This window comes from Vibrio kyushuensis (assembly GCF_050337325.1).
Lineage (GTDB): Bacteria > Pseudomonadota > Gammaproteobacteria > Enterobacterales > Vibrionaceae > Vibrio > Vibrio kyushuensis.
Map to the genome: position 1 here is coordinate 36,816 of NZ_JAKJSV010000019.1, position 12,930 is coordinate 49,745.

At 43.2% G+C, this 12,930-nt stretch carries 10 protein-coding genes and 2 tRNA genes; 4 read left to right on the plus strand and 8 right to left on the minus strand.

Translation table 11 applies throughout. The annotated features are described in order from the left end of the window. The first annotated feature begins 73 nt into the window (after window positions 1-73). The gene (locus tag L4D20_RS23880) at window positions 74-1,030 is read left to right on the plus strand and encodes a DHH family phosphoesterase (RefSeq protein WP_428804077.1); all 957 of its coding nucleotides are present in this window, start codon (window positions 74-76) and stop codon (window positions 1,028-1,030) included. On the opposite strand, the gene L4D20_RS23885 is transcribed toward L4D20_RS23880, so the two are convergent. From L4D20_RS23885 to rsgA, 7 genes are all read right to left on the minus strand, one after another. Further along, window positions 1,027-2,166 carry a murein hydrolase activator EnvC family protein gene (locus tag L4D20_RS23885; protein WP_428804064.1) on the minus strand — a complete coding sequence of 380 codons (1,140 nt, stop codon included), beginning with the start codon at window positions 2,164-2,166 and terminating at the stop codon, window positions 1,027-1,029. The two genes, L4D20_RS23880 and L4D20_RS23885, sit on opposite strands and share 4 nt — an antisense overlap. A gap of 206 nt (window positions 2,167-2,372) precedes the next feature. Continuing rightward, window positions 2,373-3,905: a 2,3-bisphosphoglycerate-independent phosphoglycerate mutase gene (gpmM, locus tag L4D20_RS23890; RefSeq protein ID WP_428804065.1), complete on the minus strand. Its 1,533-nt coding sequence runs from the start codon at window positions 3,903-3,905 to the stop codon at window positions 2,373-2,375. Between the two features lie 161 nt (window positions 3,906-4,066). Further along, window positions 4,067-4,954 carry a DMT family transporter gene (locus tag L4D20_RS23895; RefSeq protein WP_428804066.1) on the minus strand — a complete coding sequence of 296 codons (888 nt, stop codon included), beginning with the start codon at window positions 4,952-4,954 and terminating at the stop codon, window positions 4,067-4,069. An 89-nt stretch (window positions 4,955-5,043) separates the two neighbouring features. Next, the gene (locus tag L4D20_RS23900) at window positions 5,044-6,924 is read right to left on the minus strand and encodes a methyl-accepting chemotaxis protein (RefSeq protein WP_428804067.1); all 1,881 of its coding nucleotides are present in this window, start codon (window positions 6,922-6,924) and stop codon (window positions 5,044-5,046) included. Between the two features lie 261 nt (window positions 6,925-7,185). Next, the gene (locus L4D20_RS23905; protein WP_428804068.1) at window positions 7,186-8,601 is read right to left on the minus strand and encodes an SLC13 family permease; all 1,416 of its coding nucleotides are present in this window, start codon (window positions 8,599-8,601) and stop codon (window positions 7,186-7,188) included. 181 nt (window positions 8,602-8,782) lie between these two features. Beyond that, window positions 8,783-9,664 (minus strand): archaetidylserine decarboxylase, encoded by an 882-nt coding sequence (gene asd, locus L4D20_RS23910; protein WP_428804069.1) that lies wholly within the window; start codon window positions 9,662-9,664, stop codon window positions 8,783-8,785. A 112-nt stretch (window positions 9,665-9,776) separates the two neighbouring features. Beyond that, window positions 9,777-10,832, minus strand: a complete 1,056-nt coding sequence (gene rsgA, locus L4D20_RS23915) for a small ribosomal subunit biogenesis GTPase RsgA (RefSeq protein ID WP_428804070.1) — start codon at window positions 10,830-10,832, stop codon at window positions 9,777-9,779. Window positions 10,833-10,979: 147 nt separating this feature from the next. Here rsgA and orn point away from each other — a divergent pair, with 147 nt between their 5' ends. Continuing rightward, complete coding sequence (gene orn / locus L4D20_RS23920) at window positions 10,980-11,525, plus strand: oligoribonuclease (RefSeq protein ID WP_428804071.1); 546 nt, start codon at window positions 10,980-10,982, stop codon at window positions 11,523-11,525. Between the two features lie 66 nt (window positions 11,526-11,591). Here orn and L4D20_RS23925 read toward each other — a convergent pair whose 3' ends face one another. Next, window positions 11,592-12,320: a hypothetical protein gene (locus tag L4D20_RS23925; RefSeq protein WP_428804078.1), complete on the minus strand. Its 729-nt coding sequence runs from the start codon at window positions 12,318-12,320 to the stop codon at window positions 11,592-11,594. A 311-nt stretch (window positions 12,321-12,631) separates the two neighbouring features. Here L4D20_RS23925 and L4D20_RS23930 point away from each other — a divergent pair. Further along, window positions 12,632-12,707 (plus strand) — tRNA-Gly (locus L4D20_RS23930). Window positions 12,708-12,797: 90 nt separating this feature from the next. Further along, window positions 12,798-12,874, plus strand: a tRNA-Met gene (locus L4D20_RS23935). The last annotated feature ends 56 nt before the right edge of the window (window positions 12,875-12,930 follow it).

Below are 12,930 nucleotides of genomic sequence, written 5' to 3' on the forward strand. Positions count from 1 at the left end.
TCCGTATTATTTAAAGAAGTGCTTAATGGCACTTTTTTTCTTTCTATATTTGTCGAACTATCAAGGGTTTATTATGCACTTCGATGTTTTTAATGGTGATGCTGATGGCATTATCGCTTTGCTTCAATTGCGACTGGCTGAGCCTAAGACCTCTACGTTGGTTACCGGAGTAAAGCGAGACATTAAGTTGGTTGAAACACTGGATCTGTCTAAACAAGACTCGCTGGCTGTGCTTGATGTATCGATGGCAAAGAATATTGATGGCTTACAAGCTGCTTTAGAGAAAGGTGTTGAAGTTTTTTATGCGGATCATCATCAGTCTGGTGATATTCCCAGCCATCCAGCATTAGATGTACACATCGATCTTGACGCAAATACTTGTACTGCACTGATTATCGATAAACTGTTGGGCGGTCAATATCACCTTTGGGCTATTACAGCGGCCTATGGTGATAATTTAATTGTGGTAGCGGATGAGCTCTCGGATAAACAAGGTTTGTCTCAAGGGCAAAAAGATCAGCTGAAAGAGTTGGGCACTTTGATCAATTACAATGGATACGGTGCGAAAGTAGAGGACCTTCACTATCCCCCTGCTGACCTGTATAAGGCACTGATCAAATACACATCTCCATTTGATGTAATTGCAGATCTTGATTCGCCGTTTTACAAGTTACAAGAAGCATATCAAGAAGATATGGATAAGGCGCTCGCGATTAATGCAAAGCATCGCAGCGACAAGCTTGGCCTGTTTGAGTTACCCAATAATGCAGCATCACGTCGTATTAGTGGTGTGTATGGCAATTTATTAGCTAACCAAGTACCAAGTTCTGCACACGCAGTGCTTACTGAGAATACTGATGGGACGTATACGGTCTCTTTGAGAGCACCGCTAAATAATAAGCAAGGTGCTGGTGATATTTGCAGTCAGTTTGTTACTGGTGGTGGTAGGGCTGCTGCTGCGGGCATCAATGCACTAGATAAAGGTGATGTAGATACCTTTATAAAAACAGTTGAAGAGTTTTACTCTTAGCGAGTGAGCCAAGACTTAGGGTTCTGAGTTTTGCTGTTACGACGTAGTTCAAAGTACAGAGAAGGGCGGCTCTGCCCTCCTGTATCGCCCGCTAAAGCGATAGTTTCACCAGCTGCAATCTTATCCCCTTCTTTTTTTAGTAGGGTTTGATTAAAGCCATACAGAGTCATATCACCCTTACCATGGTCAAGCAGTACGACAAGGCCATAGCCTCTCAAATATTCAGCAAAAACAACCGTGCCTGGGTAGACTGACTTAATCGCTTGGCCATATTTTGCGTCAATAACAATACCATTCCAGTTACTTTGCCCAGCCTGTTTTGAACCATAGCTGTGAAGTAATTTTCCTTTAAGTGGCCAAGGTAGCCGGCCTTTTTGCTTAGCAAGCCCATCCATTGGAACGCTATTTCGCTTGGCTGCTTTCGCAATTTCGGCTTTAAGTCTGGTTTCGTTACGTTGCAGTTCTGAAAGGTAAACCTTGTCGCTAGAGATACTTTGTCGAATTTGCGTAACGGTTTGGTTTCGCTGAGTTTGCCCCTGCTTTAAGCTTTTGTGTCTCTTTGTTTGCTGGTCAAGTAACTTAGCAATTTGCTGTTTTTCAAGCTGAAGCTGTCTTTGATTCTTATCGAGTTCTTGATGGGTTTGCTCAAGCGAAGTAATCGTTGATGCTCGCTCTTTTGCTAAGTGCTGAAAGTATTGGCTAATGCGGTCTTCTTCGACCCCATTATTTAGAATATTAGAGGCGGTGTTTGCTCGCTGGGTGACATAGTAGGTCTTGATGAGTTCAGCGAGAGTATCGCTTTGGGCTTTCTTTTGTGCATCAAGCTGAGCGATCTTTGCATCAATCTGGTTAATATTTTTATCTGAAGACGCGAGCGAATGTTTGGTTTTCTTAATTTCATTTTCTAGATCGCTAATGCTTAGTTCTTGTTTTTTTAGCGTACTTTGCAGATTGTTGAGTTTTTTCTGCTGACTTGAGACAGAACTTTGTTGGCGAGATATTTCATTTTTAACCCCTTTCAACTCATTGGGAGAAGAAGCATGACTAGGCGTTATGAAGTTCAACGTTAATACGGTGAGTACGATTAAAAACTCACTACGATTCTTAAATGATAACGTTGATAAAAACTTCGCCATAGAGCGTGGGGTCCAATAATTAAAATAAGCGCTTAGTATACCCAAAGAATTTTGTGAGAAGAAAGAGCTATGTTAAAAGTTGCAGGGTAGTTGGTATTTCACGAAGGCTATTTTTTGATAAACATAGGCAATAAAAAATGCCTCAATGCACTTTCAATTAAAGAGAGTGACTTTTGAGGCATTTTATCAAATCAAGCTAGGCTCAATTACTTAGTTAGTACATCACCTGTCATTTCAGCAGGGATCTCAAGACCTGCAAGATCAAGCATTGTTGGCGCAAGATCCGACAGCTTACCGCCTTGCTTAAACTCTAACTCTTTGTTGCCAACATAAATTAGCGGTACAGGTAAGTTAGTGTGAGCTGTGTGAGTTCCACCAGTAGTTGGGTCAACCATCATTTCAGCGTTACCGTGGTCAGCTGTAATAAGTAGCTGGCCGTCAACGTCTTTAATTGCTGCAACAACTTTAGCAACACAAGAATCAAGTGCTTCAATCGCTTGTTCTGCAGCTTCGTAGACGCCAGTGTGGCCAACCATATCTGCGTTAGGGAAGTTACAGATGATAGTGTCGTATTTACCTGACTTGATTGCGGCAACCAATTTATCCGTCAGTTCTTCAGAGCTCATTTCAGGCTGAAGGTCGTACGTCGCTACTTTTGGAGAAGCGACAAGCTGACGTTCTTCACCGTCAAACTCGTTCTCGATACCGCCATTGAAGAAGAAAGTGACGTGTGCGTATTTTTCAGTTTCTGAAATGCGCAGCTGCGTTTGACCTTTCTTAGATAGCCATTCGCCGTACGTGTTCTCAAGAGACGTTGATGGGAACGCTGTCGCGAGAGGGATGTCAGCCGCGTACTGAGTTAGCATCACGAAGTTGATCGCAGGGAATGCCGCGCGTTCAAATCCATCAAAAGCAGGAACGAATGTACGGGTGATCTGACGAGCACGGTCAGCACGGTAGTTCATGAAGATAACAGCGTCGCCATCTTCAATTTTCGCGCTTTCTTGGCTTTCAGTTTTTAGTTCCGTTGCTTTTACGAACTCGTCATTTTCATCACGAGCGTAAGCTGCTTCAAGGCCTGCAACCGCTGAATCAAACGTGAACTCAGCTTTTGCTTGAGTTAGCAAATCGTAAGCTACTTGTACGCGATCCCAATTGTTATCACGATCCATTGCGTAGTAACGACCAACTAGAGAAGCAACACGGCCTTTACCTAGTTTAGCGAATAATTCATCAAAACGTTTTAGTGAGTTTTCAGCGCTACGAGGTGGTGTATCACGTCCGTCTAGGAAGCAGTGTAGGTAAATTTTCTCAGCACCGCGTGCCGCTGCCATTTCAACAGCTGCGTAGATGTGATCTTCGTGAGAGTGAACGCCACCAGGAGACATTAGCCCCATTAGGTGAACCGCTTTACCAGCAGAAACAGCGCCATCAATAGCTTCGACTAGAGCTGGTGTCTCAACGAACTCACCATCAGAGATTGATTTAGTAATGCGTGTTAAGTCTTGGTATACCACTCGGCCTGCGCCGATATTGGTGTGACCAACTTCAGAGTTACCCATTTGACCATCAGGTAAACCTACATCTAGGCCTGAAGCTGAGATAAGAGTATTTGGGTTGCTTGCAATTAGCTCATCCATTACTGGTGTTTTAGCATTGTTGATTGCATTGCTTGCGTTGTCTTCACGGTATCCCCAACCGTCAAGAATCACTAGAGCCATTGGCTTCTTAGCAGACATAGATATGACCTCGTCAAAAATTAAAGTAACTTTAAAAACAAATTAGCGTAACTTTACTACATTTTATAGGGTTTGCAGTAGCTAAAGATCAATGATTCTTCCTATCGATACAATAAAGAGTTGCCTATTGATCAAATTGCTATCACAACTGAAAGTGTTATTTATTGAACTAAAATCGCGGTGCCAACGACAGCGACAATGGCCCCAAGCCATGCATAAAAATTAGGACGTTGCTTGGTATAGAACCACAGGATAGGCAGTAACATAATCGGTGTAGTTGATGAGAGTAGAGCGACCATACCCACATTGCCAGTTTGCAAGGCGAATAGAATTAAGGTCATACCAACGGCCATGGCGAGAAAGCCGTTAAGAGCGGTAATCTTAAAAATAGACATTGTCATGGGGTTTGTCGCCTTGGCTAACTTAGCCCCCGATAACAAAAACAGACTATGAGCGGCAAATGCGGTGATCATACGAATCGCTGAGGCAGCAATAGGATCAACGGATGTCACCATAATCGGTTTAGCAATAATCCCACCTAACGCTTGGCAAAGTGCCGCGAGCAGCCCGAGAGCTAAACCAATCCAAGCTTTCCCCTTTATGTGGTCTAAGTTACTTTGGTGACGTCCCTTTCTACCAAAGAAGATCGCTGTGATAACCCCTGAGAAGACAAGAGCTGAACCTAACAACTCTGCACTACTCATGGTTTCACTGAAAATAAAGTAGCCGAGAACGGCAGAGAAAACAGCATGGCAGGAGAAAAGTAGCCCGGCTTGTCTCGGACCCATTCGATTTAAACAAGCGAACAGGGCAGTGTCACCAATGAAGATTCCGATTAATCCTGAGAGCATCATCGGTGTAATGTAGCTAAGTTCAATGGTTCCCCAACCACCAGTAATGAGCGCCATGATTGTGAGCATGACTGAGGTGCAGCCCATGCGCCATCGACTATAAGCGAAAGAACCAAGGTGCTGAGCGGGTGTTACTGAAAGTAAGCTGGCGATTGCCCAAAGAAATGCTGCCGCTAAAGCGAGCCATTCAAAACCCATAGTTCGATACGTCCTTGTGGTCGTGGGTTAGAGATGGCTCTCAATATGCCTTAAGCTTTACTTGATGCAAAGCAAAATGAATTAGAACGCTATACTTTGAAGCGGCTAATTTGATTTCTCATGGAATTGGTTGCGTGATTCATGTTTGAAGCACTTTGGCTGCTTAGAGCAGCTTGGTTAGCCAGTTCATCTGATGCGTCCTTGATGCCTTGAGTATTACGGCTGATGTCTTCACTCACTGCTCGCTGCTCTTCAGCCGCGCTTGCAATTTGCAGTGCCATATCGTTGATTTCTGAAATACTGGATGTGATACGACTTAAACTGTCCTGCGCTTCTTCTGCGTAACTCACGCTCGTATCGGCTAGTTTGGTACTCGACGCCATGCTTTGGACGGCTTGTCGAGTGTTCGACTGCAATGTCTCAATCATGGCTTGGATCTCTTCCGTTGAACCGTGTGTTCTTTGGCTTAGTATCCGAACTTCATCTGCGACAACCGCAAATCCGCGACCTTGCTCTCCAGCCCGAGCCGCTTCAATGGCGGCATTGAGTGCGAGTAGATTAGTTTGATCTGCAATCTCCTGAATTGTCGACAGTATTTGGTTGATGCATTGAGTATTACTTTCAAGCTCACCAATAACAGTCGAAGCTTCTGATATTTGTTTTGCTAAGTTTAAAATCGATTCGCGGTTCTGTTGGATGACGTGCTGACCCTCTTCACAAGCCGTTGAAGACGCTTGGGAAGCATTTGCTGTCAACTCGGCGTGATTAGCCACTTCGGCTGCGGTTGCAGACATTTCATGAATCGCCGTGGCAATTTGGTTAACATCATTTTGTTGGTGTTCGATTCGTTTCGCGGCCTGTAAAGATATGTTGTTTGCCTCACTGGCGTTATCTGACATAGTTTGGCTATTTTCGACCACACTTTTGAGCATCTCTTGAAGTTGGGACAAGAACTGATCCATATACTTCGCCAATTCTCCAATTTCATCCATTCGCTTTATATTAATTCTCTGTGTTAAATCGCCTTCACCTTGTGACAGCTCTTGGACGGCATCTGAGAGAATTTGAAGTGGCTGTAGCAGGCGTGTAATGACCCAAGTACTGATGGCTGCAATAAGAATGTACAAAATAATTGATGCGATGGCGGTGAACTTGATTTGCTCTGTGACAGAGTGAAAAGCAAGATCTTCATCAACCACCAAGCCCAGTGCCCAATCGGTATTTGGAACATTTGTCACGTAAAGTAATTTGTTTCCTTGTTCAGGCCATGACATAGACGAGAGTGTCGAGTTCTGAATCAAAGAACCCATCTTTTGTTTGGATAGAGCAGGGTTTAGTTGGGTTAGTGGTTTCTGGCTGAGCTGTTCATCTTGATAGGCTACGATATTGTTGTTGCCATCAACTAAGAAAGCAAAACCATCGTTATCGAGTTTAACGCTAAGTATCTCTTCGATAATAGTTGTAACAGTTAGATCGGCAGCCAGTACGCCCTGTTTTGTACCAGAGAATGCTTTTGCAAAGCTGATGACAATGCTGCCATCAAAATCTTGGTAAGGCTCTGTTAAAATTAAACCTTGCTGATTCATCGCATCTTTGTACCAAGGACGAGTGCGAGGGTCGTAATCACTTGGCCAGTCTTCTGTTTTATCACCGTAGGCAATTGTTCCATCATTAAATCCGGCATAGACAGATAAGAAATTCCCAGCCTTTTTAGTGATGAGTAAGCCTTTATCTGGATTACTTTCGTTTGCAATGCTTGATTCATTGGCTAGCATCATTTTTGAGCGTATATCTAGCCATTCACTGATGTAACGAGTAGTGGCGATACTGACGTTCTCCATCTCACTGCTAAGGGCAGAGTTGGTTTCATGCTTGAGTTGATTGACGGAGACCCACGCTTGAACACCACTTACGATGGCAATAATGATTGCAATAGCGATTTGAATCTTCTTTTTAATGGTATATCTCATTGTCCTTCCTTCGTTTCTTAAATCGTAAATAACTTACAATGCTCAAACTCTGAGCGAGATATAAAATTGGGATATTTATTTTATTCAGCGTATTTCACTGGATATAACAAGATATGCTATTGAATGTAACCAGTTGTAAAGTTGATCTTGAGCGGATATTTCGGTTAGAAGTGGTGAGGTTAATGCGATTTATATGCAGTTGTGTTCAATAATGAGATCTGCTCGTCAAAATATTTAACGAGCAGATCGGGTTCATTTTACTTACGTGATGATCAAAACGGCGGCGTAAACGATAATTAAGCCAATTAGGCCGATAATTATGCCGGTCTTTGCCATGTCTTTGCTTTCAATGAGCCCTGTAGAGTAAGCCAATGAGTTTGGTGGTGTTGAAACGGGTAAAATCATACCGAGTGATGCCGAGAATGCGACGACGACAAGCAGCCCCTGCAGCCCACCAACGGCCGCAAGGCTCTCCATTGAGGCGCCAATAGCGGCTGCGATTGGCATCAGTAAGTTTGCCGTTGCCGTGTTCGACATGAAATTTGCCATTAGCCAACAGACGATCGAAAGAGTGAATACAACCGCAAGTGGAGAAAGAGACTCGTAATCGATCGCATGAGCTAGGGCAACTGCTAATCCGGTTTTATCAAGACCGATACCAATTGCTATACCACCTGCTACCAGCCACAGTACATCCCAATTGATTTGCTTTAATTCTTCCTTACCCATGATGCCAGTTAGAGTAAAGACAGCCAGTGGAATGATGGAAACCACGTAGGTGTTCATACCGTGAACTTTGGTGGTCATCCACAGCAAAATCGTCATGCCAAACGTTATATAGACGGTGATCGCGCGCCAGCTGGTTTTAAATGTTCCGTTAAGTTTTAGAATCATTCTTTCTTGCTGCGATGGGAATAATTTCTGCAGTAAAAACCATGCAATCGTGAGCTGTATGATGACAAAAGGCAGCCCCATCATCATCCAAGAAAGAAAATCAATGCTGTGCTCTTCCGTTAAATACTGCAGTGCAATGGCATTGGGGGGTGTTCCAATGGGAGTCGCAATCCCTCCCGTATTTGCAGCAATAGGAATACATAGAACCAGCGCTTTGATACCAACATCCCCTTTTGGCGCTGAAGCAACGATAGGCCCCAATAGAGCAAGCATCATGACTGTCGTTGCCGTATTAGACATAAACATCGAAAATACAGCGGTAATCAGCATCAAACCGAGCATGATGAACTTTGGTTGAGTACCGAAGGGTTTAAGCAGCACTCGAGCTAAGTTATTGTCGAGTTCATATTTTGAAGCGGCAATTGCTAATGCAAATCCGCCCATAAATAGGATGATAATCGGTGAAGAAAAAGCACTGAAAATATCGGTGTACTTCATTAACTCGCCAAGCTCATGCCCTTGCGGTGGTTGGCGAAAAAAGTGGAGCCCTTTATCTGAAATCATGATCAATTCAAGAGCGATGATCAGTATTGACGTGGCAAACACGGGAACAGGCTCAAGCACCCATAAGAGAGCTGCGAGTAAGAATATGGCGAGTAAGCGATGTTGAATTAAAGTGAGATCATCGATGGGAATGAGATCAATCGGAATGAATAGTACGGCGAGAGGAATAATAAAGCTGATAAATAGCCTTATTAATGTCCCTTTATTCAGTGCTGGCATGAAGCAGTTCCTACAATAAAAATAACTCAAAGTAGAATAAGCTATTTGATATTCAAGGACTTGGACGGACGTTATAGTTTTGAAAAATGGCGAGGTTTATCGAGATAGGTTTGTTTTTAGTCAAAAATGCCCTGAGTTTCTCTAGATTGAGTTAAGGCAGGGCATATATAGATTTAGCGTCTTATTCTGAAACTGGATTCTCTTCAGTTTTTACGTGGGCATACGGTGCACCCATACGAGTCGGTGCTGTTAACGCCATAGAATCATCGAAGCGAATCTTATCTTTAGCGAATAGATTGATGACCGTTGAGCCAAGCTTGAAGCGGCCCATCTCTTCCCCTTTCTTAAACGACACAGACTTGTTGCCTTCAGAAGGGTAGTCCCAACGATAGACCGTGTTACCACGTGGAGGTGTCACAGTGCCAGCCCAAGTGAGTTCGATACTACCAACAATAGTCGCACCAACTAATATCTGCGCCATTGGGCCAAATTCAGTATCAAAGATACAGACAACACGTTCATTACGAGCAAATAGGTTTGGAATATTTTCTGCCGTTAGTGGATTTACAGAGTAAAGATCACCTGGGACATAAATCATCTGGCGAAGTACACCGTCACATGGCATATGTACACGGTGGTAGTCACTTGGTGATAAGTACAGCGTAGCAAACTCGCCATCGGTAAATTCATCAGCAAGCGCAGCATCGCCACCAAGCAGTTCAACTGACGTATAATCATGGCCTTTCGCTTGAATTAATTTGCCATCAACAATAGGGCCAAATTGGCTAACGCAAGCGTCAGCAGGGTGAGTAATGAGTTGCTCACCTTCAGAAACAGGGCGTACGCCTTCTTTAAGTTCACGAACGAAAAACTCGTTAAAGGTGTTGAAGTGTTTAGGATCTGAATGCAACGCTTCATCCATGTTCACTTTGTATTGTTTAATAAACCCACGAATAATTGCGGTGGTCAAACTGCCTAATCGAGCCGACGCTATTTTACCAACTAATCGGGTCAAAGCATGCTTTGGAAGCCAATGTTGCAGTTCAACTTTAATCTTATCCATTATGAAAATTCCAATACTGTTTAAATGTTCGACATACGTTCTGGGCGCGAGATATTACTTAAATATGATTTCAAAGTCAGTAATAGCACAATATTTACATACAATTTTGTGCTTAAAGATCCGCTTTTTTGTTTTTTGAGTATTGTCGATTGGCTTTGTTTTCCGCCATGCTCTCAATGATTCGATGGTAGTTCTTAAAGCGAGCTTGGCTAACATCACCTTTCTCAACCGCTTCACGTATGATACAGCCCGGGTCATCATTGTGCGTACAGTCTCTAAACTTACATCCACCAAGTAATGGACGAAATTCAACAAACGCTTCAGTGACTTCTTCCGGTTCAAGGTGCCACAGGCCGAACTCACGCACTCCTGGAGAGTCGATCAAATCACCGCCACTTGGAATGTGATAGAGACGAGCTGCCGTCGTGGTATGTTGACCAAGCCCTGAGTTTTCAGACACAGCACCTTCTTCAATATGAAGTTCAGGCATCAACGCGTTTACTAAGCTCGACTTACCAACACCAGATTGACCAACAAAAATATTAATACGGTCACTCAGTTTCGCTTCTAGCTCTTTAATACCTTCACCAGATTCTTTACTGACAAAAAGAACTTCATAACCAATGCGCTCGTACTCGCTCAATTGAACGCGATACTCTTTGCGTTGCTCTTCATCAAGTAAATCAATTTTATTGAGTACAACCAAAGGTGCAATTTGCACGGTTTCAGAGGCGATGAGGTAGCGATCGATAATATTAAGAGATAATTCAGGAAGCACCGAAGAGACGATCACCATCTGGTCAACGTTCGCGGCTACTGGCTTTAAACCATCGTAGTAGTCAGGACGAGTTAAGATAGATGTGCGTGGCTCAACGGCTTCGACAACACCAGAAATTCCAGCCATAGATTCAAGCCCGGCACGCCAAATGACTTTGTCGCCAGATATTATGCTTTCAATTCCACGACGCAAATTACAGCGGTGGATTTCTTGGGTTTCAAGATCTTCAATATCAGCATGTTGACCAAAACGAGTGATAACAAGGCCCATTTTGGTTGCACCCAGCATCGTCTCATCCCATTGAACGGAGTCTTCTTTTGTTAGGCGCTTTTTCTGGTTACTACGAACTCGTCTAACCTGACCTTTAGTTAATTTTTTCTTCTTTGCCAAAATGATGTCTTCAATATGTTATTGATGATGCGATCTACCCTCGGAAGTGCCTATTTTTCACCGAATGCCAATGATTCAAAGCTATCTTGGGGATCCTTATTTGGGTATAGTACCTCTTTTATACGTAAACAAATAGGCAACTGATTCATGTCCTTTAGCGAGCAAAACTTAATTTGGGTCGATCTTGAGATGACAGGCTTAGATCCTGAAACACATAAGATCATTGAAATTGCCACTGTCGTTACCGATGGTGAACTCAACATTCTAGCTGAAGGTCCCGTTCTTGCGATTCATCAAACAGAAGATGAACTCGATAAAATGGATGAGTGGTGTACCACAACTCACAATGGAAGTGGTCTTGTTGAAAGAGTTCGCCAAAGTAAAGTGACTGAACAGCAAGCTATTTCTCAAACGATTGAGTTTTTAGAGAAGTGGGTACCGAAAGGTAAATCTCCTATTTGTGGAAACAGCATTGGTCAAGATCGTCGTTTCTTATACAAGCATATGCCAGAGCTTGAGCAGTACTTCCATTATCGTTATATCGACGTTAGTACTTTGAAAGAACTAACTCGTCGCTGGAAGCCTGAAGTACTGGATGGTTTTTCAAAAAGTGGCAGTCACTTAGCGCTTGACGATATTCGTGAATCGATTGCAGAGCTTCAGTATTATCGTAAAACGATTATCTCTATTTAATTTCGTCTCCCTTTGATTTAAATGCCAGCATTCGTGTTGGCATTTTTCGTTATGAGCTTTCTTCAATTAAGGGATCGGGATAAAGACAAACTGCGCCACACCATGAACGACCTTAGTGATACCTCGGTCTGTTTTGTCAGCGACGATAAGTGCCATCATATCTTGGACTGATGCCATTTTAGCAAACAGCCGATCAAAGCTGGTATCAAAGTCTTTCTCGCTCAAGCGGTTGGAAAGGATGTACAGATCTCCATTTGAATCTCTACGGTGGTACAGCCGCCAAACAAATACTTCAATATTTCGCGCACTGTTATAGAGAGCTTGCTCATCTAGTGAGTCGAGAATAAAGAACTCCTGTTGGTGGTTGTATGAACGTCTTAACATCTCTGCTAGACCAACAACAGCGGCGAAGACGCGATCACCTTTAAATTCCTCATCGAAACTTAATAGAACAGCATCAATACTGGTGGCCCCGCCAAGCTCATCAAAAATCAGGGATGGAAGCTCTGTTTCATCAGGAGAGCCAAATATTTGCTCAATCCTCTTCTCAAGAGTCATGCCCGGGGACTTTTTAAGTTGAGATGGATTTCGCGTATACAGTTTTTGGGTTAATCGAATCATCATCTGCTTTTGCTGGCGTGTATGCACATCCATGACAAAGTCGATATCGCTTTTTCCTAGGTTTCTTAGTGGTTTTGGCACTGAACCACAAGATGAGAGCAGCAGACATACTAATACGCCGAAAACCAGTGTTCGGAAATAGGGCAAAATAAGACGGTTTACTAAGTGTGGCATTAACTGTCGTTCCATGACTGCGCACGCTGCTTCAAGGTGAAGAGCTATGGGTTAACGTTATATCAAAGTTGAAGTTTCTTCTAACAATTCGCGATTCGGGCAAAGAAAATAATGGCTTATATCGCAATCTTCGGTTGGTACGAGTTAGAATGCTTTGCCGAATATGCTTACATGACAAGCAAACAGTGCTGATTGTGCGTGGTTTTTAAGCAGGTATGAAAAAAAAACCATTTTTTTTTCATAATGACTTGCATCACAAATAAATGCTCTTATAATTCGCATCCCTAAACAGCGGAAACGTTGTTAGAAAAGCGATACTAGCTCAGTTGGTAGAGCGCAACCTTGCCAAGGTTGAGGTCATCGGTTCGAACCCGATGTATCGCTCCARTTTTRTTCTTAGAAGAAATTTAGGTTTCTTYGAGCGTTTGMTCAGAATGAAAATGGTTTAGTCTCATTGTCTTAAACAATGCATCCGGACGCGGGATGGAGCAGTTTGGTAGCTCGTCGGGCTCATAACCCGAAGGTCGTCGGTTCAAATCCGGCTCCCGCAACCACATTACAGTTAGACGTCGATTTATTGCTTCATGGAAGTAAAGAGTGACGGTTAACT